Origin of the sequence: Rhodopila sp. (genome assembly GCF_965276935.1) — a bacterium.
GTDB lineage: Bacteria > Pseudomonadota > Alphaproteobacteria > Acetobacterales > Acetobacteraceae > Rhodopila.
The window spans coordinates 877656-899784 of the sequence record NZ_CBDIBS010000003.1 but is presented as its reverse complement, the minus strand read 5'-3'; the positions used below and the strand labels follow the sequence as shown (position 1 = coordinate 899784).

The following is a 22129-nucleotide window of genomic DNA, read 5'->3' as shown; positions in this document are numbered from 1 at the left end:
GGATGCGACATAGCGCGGCGCTGACGGCGTGGCTGATCGTCTGTTTCGCGTTCTTGTATGTGCCGATCGTGTTCCTGGTGGTGTTCAGCTTCAACGACTCGCGGCTGGTCACCGGCTGGTCGGGTTTTTCCACACGGTGGTACGCGACGCTGCTGCACGACCGGGCGATGATCGATGCGACACTGCTGTCGCTGCGCATTGCCGCCGTATCCGCCAGCCTGGCCTGCCTGATTGGGTCGGCTGCCGGCTTCGCGCTGGCTCGCTTTGGCGGCTTCCGCGGGCGCCTGCTGTTCGAGGCGGGGATCGCCGCGCCCCTGGTGATGCCGGAGGTGATCACCGGCCTGTCGCTGCTGCTGCTGTTCGTGGCACTGGAGCAATGGATCGGCTGGCCCGCCGGCCGCGGCGCTGGCACGGTAATCCTGGCGCACGCGTCAGTGTCGGTCGCCTATGTGGCGGTGGTGATCCGCGCTCGCCTGGCGGATGCGGGGGAGGCGTTGGAGCAGGCGGCGATGGATCTGTATGCGCCGCCGTGGAAGGCGTTCGCGCTGATTACCCTGCCGCTGATGGCGCCGGCGCTGGTCTCCGGCTGGCTGCTGGCGTTCACGCTGTCGCTGGATGACGTGGTGGTGGCGAGCTTCACCTCCGGCCCAGGGGCTTCCACCTTGCCGATGGTGGTGTTCTCGGCGACGCGGCTGGGGACCACGCCGGAGATCTATGCGCTGGCGACGGTGATCGTGGGTGCCGTGGCGGCTGGGCTGCTGGGGTTCGCCGTGGTGGCGCGCGGACGAGCGGGTTGAGACGGATGGGGCAATGCCCAGAGCGGCGATGCGGTGCCTCGCGAGGTACGTGCGCGTGCTGAATTCAGTTCCGACTATAAAGAAGAATGCGGCTTTCAGGGAGCAGTTGGTTGAGAATGTCGAAGTCGCCGATATTCCCGGTGAGGACGACGTAACCGTTTTCAACGGCCTGAAGGAGCACCAGGGCGTCGTTCAACAGCTTGCGTTCCTGTCCCGGCTGATATTTGCCCAGGCGAAACGCCAGGCCGGCCAGCATGCCAGCAGTACCCCAGGCCGAGTGACTCGGTTCGCGAAGCCGATGTGGCCGCATGGCGCCGATGGTCTGGCTAATGCTGTCCAGCGTGTTCGCGGTTCGAGGATGGCTTGAGGCAAGGCGTCCATAGGCATGAGTTAGTTCCGCCAGGCAGACCGCGGAATGGTTGCAGACACGCACCGCCATGAGGCGATCTACCTCATTGGGTGATCGATCTTGCAACCCATCGATGTAGACGGTTGTGTCCAACAGCAACTCGCGACCTGGCTGCGGAAACGCGCTGACAAACGGCAGTTCCTGGATGTGGCGGCGGGCCAGCGGAGCGATGAGTTTCGACGGCTTCAGCCGCCGGAGGGACAGGGCAAGCTCAAAACTCAAGTTCCACGTCCTTGCTCACGCTGCCCCGCAGGCGCGCGAACTGGTCGCTGAAATTGTCCTCGATGGCGACCTTGGCCAGCGCGTACTCCAGCAGGACGGTTTCGGATGTCAGGCCGGTCCGCTGTTTCGCCGCGTCCAGAAGGCTCCGGTGGACCCGTCCGGAGACTTTGGCGTCCTTGTCCGACTTCGGGATAAATCCTTCCGACCGCGCGACATCGAGAACCTTGTCAACATTCGGGTTCATTGTCATGGGATGCTCCTTTTATGTCGTACATATTGCTTATTTGTCGGACATAAAGCAATAGATAATGTTGCTCAATGTCGGCGGGTCTCATTCCTGGCTTCGCTTCCTCCTTGGCTTCGGCGGTTTCGCCGTAACGATCGTCGCCTTCCCAGACGGCCGCCCCGCCGCCTTTTCCGCCATCTTGCGCTCCGGCGCCGCCGGCAGCTTCCGCCGCGCCGCCTCGAACCCGTCCCAGGGATCAGCTTTTAACCGGCCCAGCCGCTCCGGCACCGACCGCAATGTGAACGCCGCCAAGTCCAGCTTCGGCGTCACCTCCTGCCACGCCAGCGGCGTCGCCACCCCAGCACCGGGCCGAGCCCGAGGGCAGAACGAAGCGACCGCCGTGGACCCCAGCCCGTTCCGCAGCCAGTCGATCAGGATCCGTCCGCGCCGGTCGGCGATCTTGACATGCGCCAGATATTTATCCGGAGCGGCCTCGCTGACAGCTTCCGCAAGACTCTTGCAGAACCCTCGCACCGTGTCCCAAGGCTGCTCGGCCACCAGCGGCACCACGACGTGCAGCCCCTTGCCGCCGCTGGTGCGGCAGTACGACGCCAACCCGATCGCCTCCAGCTTCTCACGGACCTCCAGTGCCGCGGCGACAATCGCCGGCACAGTCACGCCTTCGCCCGGATCGAGGTCAAAGACAAGCTGATCCGCATGCAGCGCATCGGCCTCGATGGCGCCCCAGACATGCAGCTCCACCGCCGACATCTGCGCCATCGCCACCAGTCCTTGCAGCCCGTCGATCGCCAGGAACGGTGCCTTGTCGGCAACCCCGTCGCGGATCCCTAAGGGCATGGCGCCGTGGCCGTGCTTCTGGAAGAAGTGCTCGCCCTCCACGCCTTCGGGACAGCGCAGGATCGCCAGCGGCCGCTGCGCCAGTCCCGGCAGCGCATGTGGCGCCACCGCCTGCCAATACGACACCAGGTCCCGCTTGCTGATCCCCGGCCACAGCGGGCGGTCGGGATGCGTCAGGGTCACGCCCTCGATCGTCTCGGTACGTGCCCGCGGCGCCTTGGCGGTCACGATCACGCTGCTGCGCGCTGGCGCATGGGGGGTTGGAGGGGGCGTCGGTGCGCCGTGGCTCGCCGCCCGTTTCGGCGGCACCGTGATTACAAGCCGTTTGCGTACCGCTGAACCGGCCGGCGGTTTCGGGTTGACGGCCCGCTGCTCGGCCGCCGGATCAGCCACCGCGCGCACCACTTCGGCGGCGGATTTGTCTTCCCGCAGCCCCAGGAACACGGCATGGCGGACGCGGCCGGCGCCGGACCAGGCAATGAACGACGTCTCCACCACCAGCTTCGGCTCGACCCAATGGATGGTCCGCTCCAGATCGTCGCCCGCCAGCAGCAGGCCCTTGGGCGGCGCTGTCTCCAGGTCGTCCAATGCGTTGCGCAACCGCTCCAGCACTTCGTCGGAAAAGCCGGTGCCAACGCCGCCGGCGTAGTGCAATCCGCCGTACTCATCGTAGTAGCCAAGCTGCAGCGACCCGAGGCCGACCCGGCCACCGGCTGGCGCGGTCCAGCCGATGACGACGAACTCCTCCCGACCCTGGCACTTGACCTTCAGCCAGGTGTGGCCGCGGCCAGGCCGGTAGGGTGCATCCGCCTGCTTGCAGATGATGCCCTCCAGCTTCATCCGGCAGGCGGCCTGGCGCATCCGCACCACGTCACCCTCATGATCATCGCTGAAGCGCAGCATCCCTTGCCAGGCATTCAGGCGCTTCAGCACAAGCTTGCGGTCGCGCAGCGCGCAGGGCCGCAGGTCCCAGCCGTCCAGGTGCAGCAGGTCGAAGGCATAGAACAACAGCGTCTCGTCCCGCCCGTCCGCCAAAGCCGCCTGCAGCGCGGGAAAGCTGGACGAGCCGTCGTTGTCCAGCGCCACCAGCTCGCCATCCAGCATGGCCGACGACACGTCAAGCCGCCGCACCGCCGCCGCCACCGCGGGCAGGCGGTCGGTCCAATCGTTGCCGTTGCGGGTGATCAGCGTCACCTTGCCCTCTCGCACCGAGGCCAGTATGCGATAGCCGTCGAACTTGATCTCGGTCAGCCATCCCGCGTCCTCGGGCGGCGCGTCGACCACCGCGGCAAGCTGCGGCGCCTGCCGATCCGGCAGCGCCCGCCGTACTGCGCCGGGCGCAGGGGCGTTGCCCGCGGCGACAGGCTGCCGGCGCTTCGGCGGCTTGGGTGCTTCGACCGTCGCCTCCAGCGTCTCGGCGTCGCCGCCGGTCTGCTCGAACGGATCGTGCTCCTTGATCAGCAGCCAGCTATCCTGCCGCCCGCGCTGACCCGGCTTGGCGCGCAGCCGGATCAGGACAAAGGCGCCGTTCAGCCGCTTGCCGCTCAAGCGGAACTTGATCTCGCCATTTCGAAAGCCGGCATCCGGATCGGTTACCGGTGTCCACGTGCCGCGGTCCCAGGTCTCCACCGTACCAGCCCCGTACTGGCCGTCCGCGATGGTGCCTTGGAACTCCGCGTAGTCCAGCGGATGATCCTCGACATGCGCCGCCAGGCGCTTGTCCTTGGGATCGAGCGAAGGGCCCTTGCGCACCGCCCAGCTCCACAGCACATCGCCGTGCTCCAGCCGGAAATCCCAGTGCAGGCCGGCACGATGCGCCAGGTGCTTCTGCACCACGAAGATCGGCGCGCTTCGCTTGGCTGATCCGACCTCCGCCGAGGCAGTTCGACCGGCCGACGGCTCGTCGGTCGCATGGAAGTCGCGCTTCGCCTGATAAGTCGTGATCGAGGTGTCGCGTTGCGATGCAGCCGGCCGGACCATGACAACACCTTATGGCACAGGTTGAGCGACAGACCGGAACGTTCGGTCGCCTGCTCGGTTGCGTATCGGCACGCCCAGGTCCGCCAACGCTTCGCCGCCGTCACGAGAACACATGGGCGATTGCGCGTCGGCAGATGTGTCGCTAGCTTGCCCAAATCATGGGCAACTGTCGTTCACACATCACACCACCTGCCCTTGCAACGATCGATCTGCATCCCATCGATCTTGGCCAAGGTGTCCGTATCGCGACACCCGTCATCCTCGCGCCGATGTCTGGTGTCACCGATCTGCCGTTTCGCCGCATCGCCAAGCAGGTCGGCGCCGGGATGGTCGTGTCGGAGATGATCGCATCCTGGGCGATGATCCGGGAGAACCGCCGGACTCTGGACATGGCGGAGATCGACGGGCAGGGCGGTGTCTCCGCCGTGCAGCTCGCCGGTTGCGATCCGGTCGCGATGGCCGAGGCGGCGCGGCTGGCGGTGGACAGGGGCGCGCACCTGATCGACATCAACTTCGGCTGTCCGGTGAAGAAGGTCGCGGTCGGCCAGGCTGCCGGCTCCGCCCTGATGCGCGATGAACTGGCCGCCGCGGCGATCCTTCAGGCCACTGTCGATGCGGTGCCGGTACCGGTAACGCTGAAGATGCGCATGGGCTGGGACCATGCTAGCCTGAACGCGCCGAACCTCGCCCGGATCGCGCAGGACGTGGGCATCCGCATGGTGACCATCCACGGCCGCACCCGGCAGCAATTCTATACCGGCGTCGCCGACTGGGATTTCGTCCGTCGGGTCAAGGCGGCGGTGCGCATTCCGATCATCGTCAACGGCGACATACTGACCGAGGATGATGCCGCCGCCGCGCTGTCCCGCGCCGGTGCCGACGGCGTCATGATCGGCCGCGGCTGCTACGGCCGGCCCTGGTTCCTCGCCCAGGTGGCGCATTTCCTGCGCACCGGCGCGCGCCTGGCGGAACCGTCGCTGGAGCAGCAGAAAGCCATCCTTTTGGAGCATTACGCCATGATGCTCAGCCAATTTGGCATTGGACCCGGCGTCCGGCTCGCCCGCAAGCACTTGTCGTGGTATTCGCGTGGTCTGGCCGGATCGGCCGAATTTCGTGCCGCGGTCAATCGACTGCCGGATGCCGACCAGGTCCTGCGGCTGATCGATGAATTCTACGATCCGCTGATCGGCCAGGGCGCCAGCCGCACCACGGCCGGGGGCGGCGACGTCCAGCAAGCGCAGGCGGCATGAGCACCGTCGTCGCTCGCGCCTCGCGCCTGTTGGCCGGCCGCAACCGAGGCGCCGATGCCGCCACCGTACTGGCCGCGCTGCCGGTGCCGGTGATCCTGCTGGATCCGGAAAACCGGTTTCGCCTGGTCAACCAGGCGGCGGAGCATTTCCTGGGCATCTCGGCCGCCGGCTTGTCGCAACTGCGGCTGAACGACCTGATCCCGGCCGACAACCCCATCTTCCTGCTGATCGAACAGGTGCGCGGCACCGAAGCCACCATCGTCGACCATGATCTGAACCTTGACAGTCCCCGGCTGCACAAGCGCGGCATCACGGTACAGGGATCGCCGCTGCCGGAGGAAGCCGGCGCGGTGCTGCTGGTGATGCAGGATGCTTCCGCCGCCCGCGCGCTGGACCGGCAGCTTGCCTTCCGCGGCGCCGCCCGCAGCGTGTCGGGCATGGCGGCGATCCTGGCGCATGAGGTCAAGAACCCGCTGTCGGGCATCCGCGGCGCGGCGCAGCTTCTGGAGGCCAGCGTCGGGCCGGCCGATCGGGAACTGGCCGAATTGATCCGCGATGAGGCCGATCGCATCCGCGCCCTGGTGGACCGCATGGAAGCCTTTGGCGAAAAGCCGATCGCCCGCACCGCGGTCAACATTCACCGCGTGCTGGAGCATGTGCGCAAGCTTGCCCAGTCCGGTTTCGCCGCGCACATTCGGTTCCATGAACTGTATGACCCGTCGCTGCCGCCGGTCTGGGCCAATCGGGACCAGCTTGTTCAGGTGGTGCTGAATCTGGTCAAGAACGCCGCCGAGGCGGTCACCGTGGAAGGCGTCCACCATCCGGAAATCACGCTGGCGACCGGCTTCCAGCATGGCATGCGGGTCGCCATCCCCGGCAGCACCTCGAGACTTGACCTGCCGCTGGTCGTTGCCGTGCGCGACAACGGGCCCGGCATTCCCGAAGACATCCGGCCGCATCTGTTCGAGCCGTTTGTCTCCTCCAAATCGACCGGCAGCGGACTGGGCCTGTCGCTGGTCGCCAAGATCGTCGGCGATCATGGCGGCCTGATCGAAGTGGATAGCCGCCCCGGCCGCACCGAGTTCCGCCTGCATCTGCCGGTGGTGACCGAGAGGGACTCCGACCAATGACACTCCCCACGGTCCTCGTCGCCGATGACGACCGCTCGATCCGCACGGTGCTGACGCAGGCGTTAGGACGTTCCGGCTATCAGGTCCGCAGCACCGGCAACGCCGCGACCTTGTGGCGCTGGGTAGAAGACGGCGAAGGCGACCTTGTCATCACCGACGTGGTGATGCCGGACGAGAACGGCCTCGATCTGATCCCGCGCATCAAGCGGATCCGGCCCGATCTGCGCGTCGTCGTCATGAGCGCGCAGTCCACGCTGATCACCGCGGTGAAGGCCACCCAGCGCGGCGCCTTCGAGTATCTGCCCAAGCCGTTCGACCTGCGTGAACTGCTGTCGGTGGTCGGCCGAGCGTTGGCGCAGCCGTCGGAAGCGGCCATCGCCGTCCGCGAGCCACGTGACGCCGAGGAGCGCCTGCCGCTGATCGGCCGCAGCCCATCCATGCAGGAGATCTACCGCACCATCGCGCGGCTGACGACGGCGGACCTGACGGTCATGATCAACGGTGAATCCGGCACCGGCAAGGAACTGGTGGCCCGCGCGCTGCACGATTATGGGAAACGCCGAGCCGGCTCGTTCGTTGCCATCAATATGGCTGCCATCCCGCGGGAACTGATCGAAAGTGAGCTGTTCGGCCATGAGCGGGGCGCGTTCACCGGCGCTACCAACCGCTCCCAGGGACGCTTCGAGCAGGCCAATGGCGGCACGCTGTTCCTCGACGAAATCGGCGACATGCCGCCGGAGGCGCAGACCCGCCTGCTGCGCGTGCTGCAGGAAGGTGAATTCACCAGCGTCGGCGGCCGCCAGCCAATCAAGGCCAATGTCCGCATCATCGCCGCCACGCATCGCGACCTGCGCACCGCCATCCGGCAGGGCCTGTTCCGTGAGGATCTGTTCTATCGCCTGAACGTCGTGCCAATCCGCCTGCCGCCGCTGCGCGAACGCGTCGAGGACATCCCGCTGCTGGCGCGTCACTTCCTCGATCGCGCGCGGGAGGATGGGCTGCCATCCAAAAGCCTGGATCAAAGCGCGGTGGACCAGCTCAAGCAGCACGGCTGGCCCGGCAATGTGCGGGAGCTGGAGAACCTGATGCGCCGGCTGGCCGCGCTGTGCCCGGAGGAGGTGATCGGCGCCGATGTCATCGCGCCCGAACTCACTGATCCATCACCGATGCTTACGCCAACATCTTCCGGCCAATCCGGCAATGGACCGGAGACGTTGTCCAGCGCGGTGGAGCGGCACATCAAGGACTTCCTCGCCACGCATAACGATGGCGTCGGCATCACCGATGTCTATGACAAGATTATCGCCGAAGTGGAACGGCCGCTGATACGCCTCACCCTCGCCGCCACGCGCGGCAACCAGATAAAAGCCGCCTCCATGCTCGGCCTCAACCGCAATACGTTGCGCAAGAAGATACGCGACCTGGAGATCCCGGTCGTGCGGGGCCTGATGTAGATGATTGCCGGGCGGCCGCCAAAGGCAGACGACATGCCCAAGAACGACGTACCAGAAGGCCTGCCGCCGGACATGACCGTATCCTCCGGGCAACGTGGGCCGCGGCCGGCGGAGCCGCCCAACATCATTTCCGAGCCCCGCTCCTCCCGCGCCGGCCAATTGGGCGATGTGTTGCTGGGCAAGGGCGTGACGTTGGTGCTGACGGCGCTGGCATTGATGGTCGGCTTGGCAACCTTCATCATCCTTGCCCGCGGTTCCCCGCTGGGTTGGAAGCCGGGGGTCAGCGTCGGGCTGGTGCTGGCGAACCTGTCCGTGTTGCTTTTGCTGGGGACGGTGCTGGGTGGCCGGCTGACCCGCGTCTGGGTGGAACGGCGGCGTGGATCGGCCGGTTCGCGGCTGTATGTGCGGCTGGTCTTCCTGTTCAGCGGCGTGGCGGTGGCGCCTTCCATCGTCGTCGCCTGCTTCGCCGTGGCTTTCTTCCACTTTGGCATTCAATCCTGGTTCAACGATCCGGTGCGGGCATCGCTGGCGGAATCGTTGCAGGTCTCGCGCGGCTATCTGGAAGAGCATCGCAATAACATTCGCGCCGTCGCGCTGGAGATGGCGAACGACTTGGCGCGGGCCGGGCGATTCCTGTCGGCCGATCCGACGGTGTTCGCCGAGGTACTGGATACCCAGACGACCCTGCGCGGCCTGACGGAGGCGGTCATCTACGAGCCGACCACCGGGCAGGTACTGGCGGCGGCGGGCATCTTCGTCGGCATGGGCGTGGAGGCGCCGACCCAATCGGCCACCCAGCAGGCGATGCGTGGCGACGTCGCGGTGCTAGATGGCGGTGACAACACCCGCGTCCGGGCGGTGGTTCGCCTGGAGTCCACCCCGCCGCTGATGCTGATGATCGGCCGTCCGATCGATCCGGCGATCCTGGCCTACATGCACCGTACCGAACAGGCCGTCTCGGAGTATCAGCGCCTGGACCAGAACCGATCCTGGCTGCAGATCGCCTTTGCCTGGATCTTCGCCATCGTCGCCCTGCTGGTGCTGCTCGCCGCCGGCCTGATCGGGCTGGTCATGGCGAACTCGATCGCCCGCCCGATCGGCACCCTGATCAACGCGGCGGAGCGGGTGCGCAGCGGTGATCTGAATGTCCGGGTGAAGGAGGCCGCCACCGGTGACGAGGTCGCCGGCCTGTCGCGGGCCTTCAATCGCATGACCGGCCAGTTGACGGCGCAGCGTGCCGAACTGATGGAAGCCTACAGCCAGATCGACGAGCGTCGGCGTTTCACCGAGACTGTCCTGGCCGGCGTGTCGGCTGGCGTGATCGGCCTGGACGCGCAGGCCCGGATCGAGCTGCCGAACCGCACCGCCGACGAGTTGCTGTCGCTTGATCTGCTGACCGCGATCGGCCAGCCACTGGCGCAGACGGTGCCGGAATTCGCCAGCCTGATCGCCGAGGTCGCGGCCGCGCCCGAACGCGCGCGTACTGCCGAAATCCAGATCGGACCGGCGAACCGTCGCCGCACCTTGCTGGTGCGGATCGGTGCGGAGCTGTCGGGTGGCCGGACAAACGGCTTTGTCGTGACATTCGACGACATCACCGAACTGCAATCGGCGCAGCGCAAGGCGGCCTGGGCCGACGTCGCCCGCCGTATTGCGCACGAGATCAAGAATCCGCTGACGCCGATCCAATTGTCGGCGGAACGCCTGAAGCGCCGCTTCGCCAAGGAAATCCAGTCCGATCCGGACACCTTCGCGCAGTGTGCCGACACGATCATCCGCCATGTCGGCGATATCGGCCGGATGGTGGACGAATTCTCGGCCTTCGCGCGCATGCCGCAGCCGGTGATAAAGCCCGAGGATGTCGGCCGTATCGTTCGTGAAGCCCTGGTCCTGCAGAAGACCGCGCGGCCCGGCATCGAATGGCTGTCGGACATCCCCGACCGCGGCCCCGTCGTGCCCTGCGACCGGCGGATGCTGCGCCAGGCGCTGACCAATCTGCTGCAGAATGCCGCCGATGCCGTTGCGATGCGGCCAAAGGACGAGCGCGACGGTGCCGGCCGGATCGCGGTTGCGGTGGAGGACGTGCCGGAGGGCGTGCGGGTTACCGTGACGGACGATGGAATAGGCTTGCCACAGGCGGACCGATCGCGTCTGACGGAGCCGTACGTGACGCACAAGCCGAAAGGGACCGGATTGGGATTGGCGATCGTGAAGAAGATCATGGAAGATCACAGCGGCAAGCTGCTGCTGGATGACCGGCCCGACGGCCGCCCTGGCGCCATGGCCAGCCTGTTCCTGCCGCTGGGCCAGGGTCAACCGGCGACGGGCACGGTTGCCGGCGTGGAGCAGCAGATGAAGGTGTCTCATGGCGCATGAGATCCTGATCGTCGACGACGAACCCGATATCCGCATGTTGATCGACGGTATCCTGCAGGATGAAGGCTACGAAACCCGCGGCGCCGGCGACTCCGAGGCGGCTGTCAGGGCGTTCCGCGAGCGCCGGCCATCCCTGGTGGTGCTGGACGTGTGGCTGCAAGGCTCCCGGATGGACGGGCTGGGCGTGCTCGAGACGTTGAACAGCGAGGAGCCGCAGGTCCCGGTGGTAATGATCTCCGGCCACGGCACGATCGAGATGGCGGTCGGCGCGATCCAGCAGGGCGCCTATGATTTCATTGAAAAGCCGTTTCAATCGGATCGGCTGCTGCTGTCGGTCAGGCGGGCGCTGGAAGCCGCGGCGCTGGCGCGGGAGAATGCCGAGTTGCGGCTGCGGGCCGGGCCGCCGGCAACGCTGACCGGTGAGTCCGGCCTGATCGGACAGTTGCGTTCCCAGGTGGAGCGGGTGGCGCCGACCGGCTCACGCGTGCTGATTTCCGGTCCCGCCGGATCCGGCAAGGAGGTGGTGGCGCGGATGATCCACGGGCGGTCGCGCCGGTCCTCCGGCCCGTTCGTGGTGATGAACTGCGCGACCTTGAACCCAGGCCGGTTCGAGGAGGAGCTGTTCGGGTTGGAGGCTGGCGCCGACCCGGTGTCGCATCCACGCCGAGCGGGGGTGCTGGAGCGGGCGCATGGGGGCACCTTGCTGCTCGATGAGGTGTCCGACATGCCGCTGGAGACGCAGGGCAAGATCGTCCGCGCGCTGCAGGACCAGACGTTCGAGCGGCTGGGCGGATCGTCGCGGGTGAAGGTCGATGTGCGGGTGCTGTCCACCACCAACCGCGACCTTCAGGCCGAGATCGCCGCCGCGCGGTTCCGCGAGGATCTTTACTACCGGCTGGCTGTGGTGCCGGTGAAGCTGCCGGCGCTGCGGGAACGGCGGGAGGATGTGCCAACCTTGGCGTTGTCCTTCATCGGTCGTTCGGCCGAAAGTTCGGGCATTCCGGTGCGGGCGCTGTCCGCCGACACGCTGGCCGCGCTGCAGGCCTATGACTGGCCGGGCAACGTGCGGCAGTTGCGCAACCTGATGGACTGGCTGCTGATCATGGCTCCCGGCACGGCAGGCGAGCCGATCCGCGCCGACATGCTGCCGCCGGAGATCGGTTCTCGCGCGCCGGCGCTGCTGAACATCGACCCGACGGCGGATATCATGTCGCTGCCACTGCGCGAGGCGCGGGATCTGTTCGAGACACAGTATCTGCATGCGCAGTTGCTGCGGTTCGGCGGGAATATTTCCCGGACGGCGCAGTTTGTCGGGATGGAGCGGTCGGCGCTGCACCGCAAGCTGAAGCAGTTGGGAGTGAATTCGGAGGAGCGGGTTGGGGGGTAGGCGCTCCCGGCGAGGGTGCCAGCCGCTCTCTATATTGCCATTTCCGGAATTTGCAGCGAATCAAGTCGGGGCAGCAGGTCTGGAACTTCATACACCAAGCAGTATTCCCAGTGGCCGAAGCGCTTGGTTGCGTTAACGGCGGCGCACCAACGATGCGCCGCCTGTGCCTTGACCTCGGCGGTGCCTTCCCGGTCCGCGCCCTTGATCTCCACGATAAGATACCGCTCATCCTCGGCTTCGAGGCGAACCATGAAGTCGGGCATGTAGCCCGACAATTTGCCATTGTGCAGATAGGGAATCGTGAAGCTTAGGCCGACGTTCTTTACGAAAGATCGCACCGTCGGGTGCTGATCCAGAATATAGGCAGCGGACTCCTCCCACTTGAGGGTGTCGAAGACACAGAGGTTCACGTGGCTGCGCACGACCTCGCGCACCGGTTTGATGGTGAACACCGAGATGTCGGCCGTGCGCAATGGCCGGTCCTCGTCGATTTCGGGGACCTCTGGGGTCTCTCCGGCTTCTGCGTCAGGTCGGATCGCGCCGAGCAGCCGCTCGATGATCCAGCCGTAGTAGGGCGAAAGGAACGCGTCCAGGCGGTCGGCGGGTGGCAGCGGCTTCACCTTTTCGGCGATATACCGCCTGACGATCTTCAGCACCTGCCCGAATAGCACGTGCACGGGCACTTCACACGTCGGCTGCCCAGCATACAGCCGGGTCAGGTCGGCCGCCATCTGGAAGGCAAGTTCCTGCTCGCGGTGCCGCTCGCGGAACGCCGCCAGGCTGGCCACGGCGACGCCGCCCGGTGCGTTCACCGAGGGCCTTGTGACGTTGAGTGTCGCGGCCAGCGCCGAGGTCGGCGGCAGGTCCATGGGGTCGAGCTTGATCGTCGGCACCGTGGTCCAGTCCGCGACCGCAATGCGGTCACGTACGGCCATCTGGTAGCCGACCACGTTGGGAAGCGTGATGGCGTGCCGCGCCTTCGCGGGCACAGGGTAGATGCGCTGGTGCGGCGGCTTTGGTTTGGGTGTCGCATTGCTTGCCTTGAACGGCACCACCTCGAAGGGCACGCCAAAAACCTTGGCGACCTCTTCCTCGAATTTTCCATCATTGCCGATCTGATAGGAGCGCCGCCGCAGCGCGCGGCCGACGACCTGCTCGCACAGCAACTGGGACTGGAACGGCCGCAGCCCGATGACGTGGGTGACGGTGTTGCAATCCCAGCCCTCGGTCAGCATGCCGACAGACACAATGCAGCGGATGTCGCGGCCGGGTGGGTGCAGCGGCCGGTGCAGCTTCGCGGCAAGCTCCTGAAAGCCTTCCGGGTAGATCGGACGGTTCTGCTTGTCCACCGGCCAGGCCGTGCTGCCCACCGTGTCGAGGGTGAGCCGCATCCAGCGGTTGTCGTCCAATTTGGCGTTATCGCTGTCGGTTTCGGCGACCACGCTGGTGTCCACGCGAATGGTGTTCACGCGGCCGTCCTCGTTGCGCAGGCCAGGGATGCTCAGGGGTGCGACGCCAGGTGATGCGCTGCCCTCGCCGATCCATTCGAACAGCGCCTTGGCGATCTTCTTGTTCTTGGCAACCAGGATGAGGACGGGCGGGCGCTTGTCGTCACCTTCCGCCCACGACTCGCGTTCCTTCGCCCACATGCCGCCCAGGATCGCGATCGGCGTGTGCGCCCATTTCAGGATCGCGTTGGCGTCCGGGCTGGCGCGCGCGGCGCCACGTTCCTGCGGGGTGAGTTTCGTGAGTATCCACGCCCAGATGTTGAAGAAGGCCGGCATCGCGGCGCCCGTGTCGTCTTGCGCGACAAGCTGCGGGACCTTCACCAGCCCGCTCTCGATGGCATCGGTCAGGCCGAAGTCGCTGACCACCCATGGGAACACGGTGTTGGTCGCGTCCCCCATCCGGCCGAGGTAGTAGGGCGTGGCCGACAGGTCCACGCACAAGTTGATGCCTCGGACCTTGTTGACCTTGTCGAGGCCGTCGATCCAGACCGTGGCCTGCTTGCGGTCGGCTTTCTCGGCGTCTTTGTCCTCGGTCTCGGAACCGCTGTTGCCGGCGCCATCCGCGGTGCCGTCCTCGTCGTCCGCTTCCTCGGGTGGGATTCGGTAGGCATGGTGCGCCTCGTCGTTGATGACCAGGATGTTCTGCTTGCCGCCGGTGCGGTCCAGGATGCGGTTGACCAATGCCGAGTCGCTCTCGACGTATCGCGTGGCGCGCACCTCTGCCTTGATCACCGCGCCCGTGGCGTCCAACGCCTCCGCCTTCACGTCCAGTTCGCCTGCCGCGCGCGCGGCGTCATAGGCTTCGTGTGTGTAGTGGCGGCTGCCGTGTGCGGCCGTCGTCCTCGCGCCGACCGTGATCCGCTCCGTTGTGGCCTTGGGCACCCCCGCCTTCACGACGCGTGCCCCGCCGCCGCCCGGTGTCTGCGGCTCGAAGACGTGCCAGTTGGTGATGATCACCCTGCCGTGCATGAGGTCCGGCATCATGCTTTCGGGCACCAGGTCGCGGACCCGGTAGAGGCTCGCCTCGCCTTCGGCCGGATCGAGTTCGTTCAGCCGACGCCGGATCGTCACGTTCGGGCAGACGATCAGAACCGTGTCGCTGAAGCGCTTGTCGCTTCGGTCGGCAACCTTGTTCAGGATGCTCCAGGCCGCGAGCATGGCCGCCACCGTGCTTTTGCCCGAGCCGGTCGCCATCTTGGCGCAGCGGCGCTCAAACCCTGCATAGCCCTCCCCGATCCGCGCCTCGCTCGGCTCGTCGCGCGGGATCGCGATGCCCTGCAGGAAGTCCTGCCGGGCCTCGGTGAGGAAGACGACGGTTTCCACCGCCTCGCGCTGGGCGAAGAACAGGCGCGGGTGGCGGCCTTCCCGTTCCCACCATAGGAACAGTTCGGCGGTGACGCCGGTGATGCCGGGCCGGCCGGCCAAGCGCCATTCGCGCACGCGGTCGCGAATGAGGTTCACCAGCGGCATTTCGCGCCATACACCGCGGCTGCCGCCGCCGTCCTGCACGCCGCGGCCCGGGTCGCGGAAGTAGTAGCCGGCGGAACGTCGTCCCGGCTGTTGCACCGGCGGCACGCCTTCCTGTAGCAGCCAATGCTGCTCGGGCTCGTCGAACGGGCCGTTCAGGATCGGGGTCGAGACCTCGAAGCCGCTCATGATCCTAGCCCCCGAGGCGCGTGATCTTGAGCAGCTCGTTGCCGCGGTCATCCAGGACCTTCACCGCGACATCGGTGCCGGCAGGGGCGGCGAAGGGCGCCGACAGATCGCCAGCGAGGTGGTCCCACACGGTTTCGTCGTGGGTGGACTTGAGCGTCTTTTTCAGGTTGTCCCAGGCGCTGGTGCGGGGGAAGAAGACCTGGTCGGCGCTGAACGCCATGCCGTTCCAGTCGGTGTCCAGCATCCACATCGGCACGTCGTCGCCGTTCAGGTGGTGCGGCTTGATGCTGGTTGGGTCGAAGGTGTCGAGGCCGAGCAGGCGCACCTGCCAGCGTGGCGTGTCGTCCTCGGCGGCGTCAGGCAGCGGGATGACGGCGACCTCGGGGCTGCCGGCGATGGCGAAGATCTGGCTGCTGCGCTGGGTCTTGAGCAGGTCGCCCATGAGCAGGTCATGGGTCACGGTCACCCGGCTGGCGGGCAGGCCGAGCACGTCCTCGCCGGCGTCGATTTCGGCTTGCGCCTCGGCGGTAAAGCCGAAGCCGATGACGTAGAGGTGGGTGAAGTTCTTGGCGTTCGCTTCCTTGGCGGCGTCGAGTACGCCCTTGGCGGTCACGGCGCCGTTCGGCGGCCCGAACAGGACGGCGACCGGGCGCGGGGAGACGGGCAGGGTGGCTGGGTTCGCGTCCTGTGCCGGGGTGGCGGCAGCGGAGAGCGAAACGGCATTGGACGCGGGTTCGAATTCGACCACGGCTTCGGCCGAAAGCGAGAGGGATTTAGCGGGGCGGCGGATGGATTTCAGGGTGACGTTGGCACCGCCGGGTAGGCGCAATTCGGGCGAGCGGCGCAGCACCTCGATCATGCGCGCCACGTGGTCGCCCGGCGCATCCTGAGGCGGCACGGTCGCGTCCTCGTCGTCGAGCGTTTGGGGGTTTGGAAGTACGGCCTCGACGACGAAGGGGCCGCTGACGCGCGTGATGGTGTTGTCGGATTCCGGGCGGTCTACGAGTACTTCCTCTGCAGGGGGCTCGTTGTTGGCGATGGATTTGAGGGTGATGTGCGGCACGATGCCGCCGATTTCCTCACCCTTCTTGTTCTCGCGACGGGTATAAACAAAGCCGGCGGCAGGGCCGGATGTCTCGTCACGTAGGCGATACCATGGGAAGGTTGCTGTCAGAATGCGCTGCCGGGCAAGTGCGAGCGGTACGCGCGAAGTGTCAATCGTGATCCAGCGGCGCCCCCATTGCTCAGCGACATACGCAGTGGTGCCGGAGCCGCAAGTTGGGTCCAGGACGAGGTCACCCGGCCTTGAAGTCATAAGAATACAACGTTGGATTACTTTCGTGGAAGTCTGGACTACGTAAAGCTTATCCATCGCACTACCACTTCCGGTATCCGTCCAAAGATTATCGAGTGGGTTTGCCGGAAAGTCATTTAAGTATCGAACAGCGGATAAAGTGTTACCCTGCACTCTCACGCGTCCGACCTTGATTAGCTTCTCCATACTCTCGGGCGGAAAACCCCACCACCGGGTTCCCGCTGTATATACTTTGTCATTTAACTTGATGTCATACCGCTGGCCCGGCCCCGGTTTGGTAAGAGATACAAAGCGGAATAGCTTGGCATTCTGTGGAAGAACGCCTGTGCGGATTTCCTCCTCAGTGACGGATCGCGTTATGCCATCCGCCTGCTCGACAAGTCTGTACGCAGCGTCGTCACCAAAGGATTTGGGAACAAAAACATCCTTGAAGAACGCGTTAGCTTTATCCCGGGCGTACCAAAGCAAGTAATCGTTTCTAGTCGCAACCAGATTTGCGCCTAACGCGCCGGCTTTGACTACACTTATTTCCGAGCAAAAATTCTCTTCACCAAATAATTCGTCGAGTATATCCCGCACCCGATGCACATTCTCGTCACTAATTTGCACGAACACACTGCCGCTCGGCGTCAGTAGATCCCGCGCCACCATCAACCGGTCGCGCAAATACGTCAGGTAGGAGTGCAGCCCCAACTCCCACGTATCCCGATACGCCTGCACCATCTCGGGCTCGCGGGTCATATCCGCGTCGTCGCCGTGCTTTACGTCGCGCTTGCGCACGAAGGGCTGGAAGTTGGAGCCGAACTTCACCCCGTAGGGAGGGTCCATGTAGATCATCTGGACCTGCCCCCCAAGCCCCTCGTAGCGCAGCAAGGAGTTCATCACCGACAGGTTATCGCCGAGCACCATCCGGTTCACCCAGTCGCCGTGGTGCGTGTAGGCGTTGACCTGCTGCGCCATCGGCATCTTCGGGTCGGCGAACAGCGCATGCATGTCCGACTGCGGCGCCAGCCGCCGGTGTCCTTCGAACGTCTTGATGATTGCTTCGGTCGAGAACCGCTCGTGCACGAACAGCGGCAGCGTCGGCACGTCAAAGGACAGCCGCTCGGCCTTGCCCGCCCAATCCAGAAACGGCGCCTGCATGCGCTTCAGCGCCGTCAGGGCGTCCTGCAAGCCCGCGACCGTGAGCAGTGCCTTGCCGTCGGCACCGCGCAGCACGCGCGCCTCCGGAAAGGTCTGGCCAGGCAGCCGGGCGCTGTCCTCGATCGCCGCGAGCAGCCAGGCCGCCACCTCTCGCGCGGGATTGGTATCCCAATCCAGCGCAGGCGACAGGCTGCTGTCGTAGCGGTAGGTCGCCTTCTCGCGCTTATCCCGAAAGCGCGGCGCTGCCCCCGCCTCCGGCCGGCTGACGGCCTTCTGCGCGTGCCGATACACCTTCGAGGCCGGTGCGGAGGCCAGCTCGGCAGGTTTGGTCTGCGCAGCGCGTTGGAGACGGGGCATGGCCGGGAGAGCCTCTTTTGATAAAAAGTTACAACGATAAATAACTGCAATGAACATGCCCCGATATGTTCAGTCCCGCAATCAAAAGTTGCATTCGCCCGCGCTGAATTAGCGACATTTCACGGTTTTAAATGAACCATTGCCGTCCCACTGACGGGGCATGGCTTTCCCATTGCTCAACCGGGCACTGCCATATCCACCCGAGCATCCAGCGGGGATCGGCGTGCGGCGCAAAGCTATGCTTCCCAATCCACCGGGAAGACGAATACGGTTGTTACTGTATAGAACCGTTCAGGGCAAGCTTCATCCGGCCGGAAACAGCAGCGCCTCATAGTCCCGGGCGCCGTGCAGGATCTGCACGATAAAAGCCTGATCGCCTTTAATGCGGTAGAAGATCAGGTAGGCCCCGAAGGGCCGGCGCCGGAGACCATGATGCTCATAGCGTGGAACAAGCGAGAATGCGCGAGCCATGTTGCCGATGTCCAGCACCTTCGTCCGAAGTTCGCGCACGAACGATCGGGCTCGGTTTGGATTGTCCAGCGCGATGTAGAAAGCGATTTCACGTAGGCTGGTTCTAACCTCTTGCGAGAGGACAATCCTATACCGCCTGGCGGTCAGAAAGAGCCGCGAGTTCCTTATCCAGTTCGTTGCACACCTCGTCGAGATCGTGTATGCGACCAGCCTTGATGTCGACCAATCCACGCTCGATTGCGTCATCCAGCGCACCGAGTCTGCGCTCGCGATCTTCCAACAGTCGCAACGCGTCCCGGAGCACTTCGTTCGCGTCCGTGTAGCGTCCGCTGGCAAGTTGGGCTTGTATGAACGAATCAAAATATTCATCGAGTGCGTAGGTGCCTGGCAACAAACAATTTCCTTCAGGGACCAAACCACCGTAGCGGTAAAGAATTGGGGGATGCATGCTCTTGTCAAGAACCTCAGCGAGGCTGCCAGGTAAGACAGCGGATCAGAATTACGCCTCCGCCCCCACCAGCCCGCGCGCGAAATCCCCAGCATCAAACGGCCGCAGGTCCCCGGCTTTTTCCCCCACACCCACGGCATGAACCGGCAGTCCAAAGCCTTCCGCCAGCGCCACCACGATGCCGCCGCGGGCGCTGCCGTCCAGTTTCGTCACCACCAGGCCGGTCACCTCGACCATCTCCTTGAACACCTTGACCTGCTGCACGGCGTTCTGACCGGTAGTCGCATCCAGCACCAGCAGCACCGAGTGCGGCGCCGTCGCATCCTGCTTGCGCAGCACGCGGATCATTTTGCGCAACTCATCCATCAGCGCGGCCTTGTTGTGCAGGCGCCCGGCGGTATCGATCAGCAGCACATCCGCCCCGGTCGCCTTGGCCTGGGTCAGCGCATCGAACGCCAGGCCGGCCGAATCCGCATTCGCCCCGCCGGCGATGACCGGCGTGCCGGTCCGCTCCCCCCAGATCTGCAACTGCTCCACCGCCGCGGCGCGGAACGTGTCGCCGGCCGCCATCACCACGCGCCGACCTTGCTCATGATAGCTCTGCGCCAGCTTGCCGATGGTCGTGGTCTTGCCGGTTCCGTTCACGCCCACCACCAGCACGACATGCGGCTTCAGCGCCGGATCGAGCACCAACGGCACGGCGACCGGGGTCAGGATGGCCGCGATCTCCTCGGCCAGCGCCTGCTTGACCTCCGCATCGGTAACCTCGGTGCCGAAGCGCGAGCGACGGAACCCGGCGATGACGCGCTGCGCCGCCGCGGTGCCAAGGTCGGCGGAGATCAGCAGTTCCTCCAGCTCCTCCAGCGCCGCCTCGTCCAGCCGGCGCTTGGTGAACACCGCCGTGATGCCGCCGGACAGCTTCTGCGTGCTGCGCGACAGGCCTTCCTTCAGCCGCGAGAAGAATCCGCCGAGCGCCATCAGGCTGCCTCCGCCAGCAGCGCGCCGGCCGCCGTGCCGATCACCCGCGCCGCCAGCACGGTCCCCGGCGAGGCCGCCGCCGTCAGCCGGACCGGGGCGAAGTGTTCGGTGTGGCCGGCGTGGTCCGCCTCGGTCAGCACCGAGACCTCTCGTCCGACCTGGCCTGCCAGAAAGCGTTCGGCGACGGTCTGCCCCGCCTGGCGCAACAGGGCCGCACGGGCGCGCCGCACCGGCTTTGGCACCGGCGGCATCCGCGCCGCCGGTGTGCCGGCCCGCTCGCTGTAGGGAAACACGTGCAGGTAAGGCACCGCGGCATCCCGCACGAAGGCCAAGGTTTCCGCGAACAGGTTGTCGCTTTCGGTCGGGAAGCCGGCGATCAGGTCGGCGCCGATGGCGATGCCGGGCCGCAGGTCACGGGCGCGGGCGATGACCGCGAGCGCCTGGGTACGAGAGTGCCGCCGGCGCATCCGCTTCAGGATCAGGTCGCTGCCCGCCTGCAACGACAGATGCAGATGTGGCATCAGCCGCGGCTCCTCGGCGATCAGCCGCCACAGGTCGTCGTCGATGGCGGCGGGATCAAGGGAAGATAGCCGCAGCCGCGGCAATTCTGGCACCAGGGCCAGCACCCGGCGGATCATCTGTCCAAGGGTTGGCGCGCCGGGCAGGTCCGCACCAAAGGAGGCAATATCGACCCCGGTCAGCACCATTTCCTGGTAGCCGGTTGCGATCAGCGCCCGCACCTGATCGACAATGGCGCCGATCGGAACTGAACGGTTGGGGCCGCGTCCGAACGGGATGACGCAGAACGTGCAGCGATGGTCGCAACCCTGCTGCACCTGCACGAACGCCCGCGCCCGGCCGGCGAACCCGGTGACCAAATGCGCCGCGGTCTGCTTCGCCGTCATGATGTCGGACACCGCCGACCCAGCGCCAGGCGCCCAGCTCTGCGGCTTCAGCTTGTCGTCGTTGCCCAATACACGATGCACGTTGGGCAGGCCGGCCCAGGCGGCGGGATCGATCTGCGCGGCGCAGCCGGTGACGACGATGCGCGCCTCCGGCTGTTCGCGCGCCACGCGGCGGATCGCCTGCCGAGCCTGACGCTCGGCTTCGGCCGTGACGGCGCAGGTGTTGACGACCACGGTGGCGGCTGGCTCGTGGGCGGAGAGCGCGCGCATGACCTCGCTTTCATAGGCATTCAGGCGACAGCCGAAGGTCAAGATTTCGACTGTCATGGCGAATACGCCTCCAGGTCGACCTGGCCATGGAACGTGGTGGCGACTGGGCCGGTCATCAGCACGTGGCCGTCGTCGCGCCATTCCATAACCAGCGTGCCGCCGTCGACAATGACCTGGGCGCGGCGGTTCGCCAGGCCGCGGCGATGCGCGTTCACCAATGCGGCACAGGCGCCAGAGCCGCAAGCCAGGGTCAGGCCGGCGCCGCGTTCCCAGACCTTCAGGCGGATCGCGTCGGGGTTCAGCACCTGCACGAAACCGATGTTGGCGCGTTGCGGGAAGATCGGGTCATGCTCCAGCAATGGACCGACGCGCTCGATCGGCACGGCGTTCAGGTCCTCGACAAAGAAGGTCGCGTGCGGGTTGCCCATGCTGGTGGCGGCCGGGCCGGACACAGGGCCGGCCGATACATCAAGCCGCAGCGTATCCATGGGGCGAAGCAGCGGAATGTCGCTCCAGTCCAGGCGTGGCAACCCCATGTCGACCGTGATCTGGCCATCGGCGTGGATGAGCGAAGGCAGGTCGCCCGAAATGGTGCGGATGGTAAGCGCCTGCCGGCCGGTCTCGCGCGCCAGCATCGCTGCCACGCAGCGTGTGGCGTTGCCGCAGGCGCCAGCTTCCGAGCCGTCCGGATTATAGATGCGCATGAAGGCGTCAGCATCCGGTTCGCCGGACTTGATCACGACAAGCTGGTCACAGCCGATTCCGGTATGGCGGTGGGCGAGGGCGGCGGCGCGCGAGGATGTCAGGTCAAGCGGGTGGGGACGCTCGTCCAGAATGACAAAATCGTTGCCGCAGCCGTGCATCTTGACGAAGCCGGTGGTCATGCCGGAGATATAGAGAGCCTAGTCGTCTTGCGCCATGTCCGGCGCCACATGTGTCGTGCACCGGACATGTGGCGCCGGTCAGGGCGTCAGGGCGTCAGGGCGTCA

General features: G+C 65.8%; 16 protein-coding genes. 6 read left to right on the top strand and 10 right to left on the bottom strand.

The genetic code is table 11. The features are described from left to right. The first annotated feature begins 2 nt into the window (after window positions 1-2). Window positions 3-797 (top strand): ABC transporter permease subunit, encoded by a 795-nt coding sequence (locus tag ACQY4S_RS11960; RefSeq protein ID WP_428485426.1) that lies wholly within the window; start codon window positions 3-5, stop codon window positions 795-797. A 64-nt stretch (window positions 798-861) separates the two neighbouring features. Here the strand turns inward: ACQY4S_RS11960 and ACQY4S_RS11955 are convergent, their stop codons facing one another. The 3 genes from ACQY4S_RS11955 to ligD all read right to left on the bottom strand — a co-directional run bounded on the left by ACQY4S_RS11955 (window position 862) and on the right by ligD (window position 4492). Then, window positions 862-1236 (bottom strand): hypothetical protein, encoded by a 375-nt coding sequence (locus tag ACQY4S_RS11955; RefSeq protein ID WP_428485425.1) that lies wholly within the window; start codon window positions 1234-1236, stop codon window positions 862-864. 181 nt (window positions 1237-1417) lie between these two features. Continuing rightward, window positions 1418-1672, bottom strand: coding sequence for a hypothetical protein (locus ACQY4S_RS11950; RefSeq protein ID WP_428485424.1), 255 nt, complete (start codon window positions 1670-1672; stop codon window positions 1418-1420). A gap of 87 nt (window positions 1673-1759) precedes the next feature. Continuing rightward, complete coding sequence (gene ligD, locus ACQY4S_RS11945) at window positions 1760-4492, bottom strand: DNA ligase D (protein ID WP_428485423.1); 2733 nt, start codon at window positions 4490-4492, stop codon at window positions 1760-1762. Window positions 4493-4650: 158 nt separating this feature from the next. Between ligD and dusB the strand changes: the two genes are divergently transcribed. From dusB to ACQY4S_RS11920, 5 genes are read left to right on the top strand one after another with little or no spacing between them, the layout of a single operon-like run. After that, entirely contained in the window at window positions 4651-5742 is a 1092-nt protein-coding gene (gene dusB / locus ACQY4S_RS11940) for a tRNA dihydrouridine synthase DusB (RefSeq protein WP_428485422.1), read from the top strand. Continuing rightward, window positions 5739-6872 (top strand): two-component system sensor histidine kinase NtrB, encoded by a 1134-nt coding sequence (locus ACQY4S_RS11935; RefSeq protein ID WP_428485421.1) that lies wholly within the window; start codon window positions 5739-5741, stop codon window positions 6870-6872. The genes dusB and ACQY4S_RS11935 overlap by 4 nt, the downstream gene beginning before the upstream one ends. After that, complete coding sequence (gene ntrC / locus ACQY4S_RS11930) at window positions 6869-8326, top strand: nitrogen regulation protein NR(I) (protein ID WP_428485420.1); 1458 nt, start codon at window positions 6869-6871, stop codon at window positions 8324-8326. Before ACQY4S_RS11935 ends, ntrC begins: the two co-directional genes overlap by 4 nt. 33 nt (window positions 8327-8359) lie before the next feature. After that, entirely contained in the window at window positions 8360-10702 is a 2343-nt protein-coding gene (locus tag ACQY4S_RS11925; protein ID WP_428485419.1) for an ATP-binding protein, read from the top strand. Then, entirely contained in the window at window positions 10692-12089 is a 1398-nt protein-coding gene (locus tag ACQY4S_RS11920; RefSeq protein WP_428485418.1) for a sigma-54-dependent transcriptional regulator, read from the top strand. The genes ACQY4S_RS11925 and ACQY4S_RS11920 overlap by 11 nt, the downstream gene beginning before the upstream one ends. A 29-nt stretch (window positions 12090-12118) precedes the next feature. On the opposite strand, the gene ACQY4S_RS11915 is transcribed toward ACQY4S_RS11920, so the two are convergent. The 7 genes from ACQY4S_RS11915 to dapF all read right to left on the bottom strand — a co-directional run bounded on the left by ACQY4S_RS11915 (window position 12119) and on the right by dapF (window position 22024). Next, window positions 12119-15253, bottom strand: a complete 3135-nt coding sequence (locus ACQY4S_RS11915; RefSeq protein ID WP_428485417.1) for a BPTD_3080 family restriction endonuclease — start codon at window positions 15251-15253, stop codon at window positions 12119-12121. 4 nt (window positions 15254-15257) lie between these two features. Then, the gene (locus ACQY4S_RS11910) at window positions 15258-18125 is read right to left on the bottom strand and encodes a site-specific DNA-methyltransferase (RefSeq protein ID WP_428485416.1); all 2868 of its coding nucleotides are present in this window, start codon (window positions 18123-18125) and stop codon (window positions 15258-15260) included. 246 nt (window positions 18126-18371) lie between these two features. Then, the gene (locus ACQY4S_RS11905; RefSeq protein ID WP_428485415.1) at window positions 18372-18785 is read right to left on the bottom strand and encodes a type II toxin-antitoxin system RelE/ParE family toxin; all 414 of its coding nucleotides are present in this window, start codon (window positions 18783-18785) and stop codon (window positions 18372-18374) included. After that, entirely contained in the window at window positions 18667-18930 is a 264-nt protein-coding gene (locus ACQY4S_RS11900; protein WP_428485414.1) for a type II toxin-antitoxin system ParD family antitoxin, read from the bottom strand. Before ACQY4S_RS11900 ends, ACQY4S_RS11905 begins: the two co-directional genes overlap by 119 nt. Before the next feature lie 108 nt (window positions 18931-19038). Then, window positions 19039-19965, bottom strand: a complete 927-nt coding sequence (ftsY, locus tag ACQY4S_RS11895) for a signal recognition particle-docking protein FtsY (RefSeq protein WP_428485413.1) — start codon at window positions 19963-19965, stop codon at window positions 19039-19041. After that, window positions 19965-21197: a tRNA (N(6)-L-threonylcarbamoyladenosine(37)-C(2))-methylthiotransferase MtaB gene (mtaB, locus tag ACQY4S_RS11890; RefSeq protein WP_428485412.1), complete on the bottom strand. Its 1233-nt coding sequence runs from the start codon at window positions 21195-21197 to the stop codon at window positions 19965-19967. Before mtaB ends, ftsY begins: the two co-directional genes overlap by 1 nt. After that, complete coding sequence (gene dapF, locus ACQY4S_RS11885) at window positions 21194-22024, bottom strand: diaminopimelate epimerase (protein WP_428485411.1); 831 nt, start codon at window positions 22022-22024, stop codon at window positions 21194-21196. The genes mtaB and dapF overlap by 4 nt, the downstream gene beginning before the upstream one ends. Between the last annotated feature and the right edge of the window lie 105 nt (window positions 22025-22129).

Excerpts from the sequence above, each read along its gene's own strand:
- ligD (WP_428485423.1), bottom strand. The coding sequence starts at position 4,492 with ATGGTCCGGCCGGCTGCATCGCAACGCGACACCTCGATCACGACTTAT.
- ACQY4S_RS11910 (WP_428485416.1), bottom strand. The coding sequence starts at position 18,125 with ATGTTCATTGCAGTTATTTATCGTTGTAACTTTTTATCAAAAGAGGCT.
- ACQY4S_RS11955 (WP_428485425.1), bottom strand. The coding sequence starts at position 1,236 with ATGGCGGTGCGTGTCTGCAACCATTCCGCGGTCTGCCTGGCGGAACTA.
- ACQY4S_RS11915 (WP_428485417.1), bottom strand. The coding sequence starts at position 15,253 with ATGAGCGGCTTCGAGGTCTCGACCCCGATCCTGAACGGCCCGTTCGAC.
- ACQY4S_RS11950 (WP_428485424.1), bottom strand. The coding sequence starts at position 1,672 with ATGAACCCGAATGTTGACAAGGTTCTCGATGTCGCGCGGTCGGAAGGA.
- ACQY4S_RS11920 (WP_428485418.1), top strand. The coding sequence starts at position 10,692 with ATGGCGCATGAGATCCTGATCGTCGACGACGAACCCGATATCCGCATG.
- mtaB (WP_428485412.1), bottom strand. The coding sequence starts at position 21,197 with ATGACAGTCGAAATCTTGACCTTCGGCTGTCGCCTGAATGCCTATGAA.
- ACQY4S_RS11960 (WP_428485426.1), top strand. The coding sequence starts at position 3 with ATGCGACATAGCGCGGCGCTGACGGCGTGGCTGATCGTCTGTTTCGCG.
- dapF (WP_428485411.1), bottom strand. The coding sequence starts at position 22,024 with ATGACCACCGGCTTCGTCAAGATGCACGGCTGCGGCAACGATTTTGTC.
- dusB (WP_428485422.1), top strand. The coding sequence starts at position 4,651 with ATGGGCAACTGTCGTTCACACATCACACCACCTGCCCTTGCAACGATC.
- ACQY4S_RS11935 (WP_428485421.1), top strand. The coding sequence starts at position 5,739 with ATGAGCACCGTCGTCGCTCGCGCCTCGCGCCTGTTGGCCGGCCGCAAC.
- ntrC (WP_428485420.1), top strand. The coding sequence starts at position 6,869 with ATGACACTCCCCACGGTCCTCGTCGCCGATGACGACCGCTCGATCCGC.
- ftsY (WP_428485413.1), bottom strand. The coding sequence starts at position 19,965 with ATGGCGCTCGGCGGATTCTTCTCGCGGCTGAAGGAAGGCCTGTCGCGC.
- ACQY4S_RS11905 (WP_428485415.1), bottom strand. The coding sequence starts at position 18,785 with ATGACGCAATCGAGCGTGGATTGGTCGACATCAAGGCTGGTCGCATAC.
- ACQY4S_RS11925 (WP_428485419.1), top strand. The coding sequence starts at position 8,360 with ATGCCCAAGAACGACGTACCAGAAGGCCTGCCGCCGGACATGACCGTA.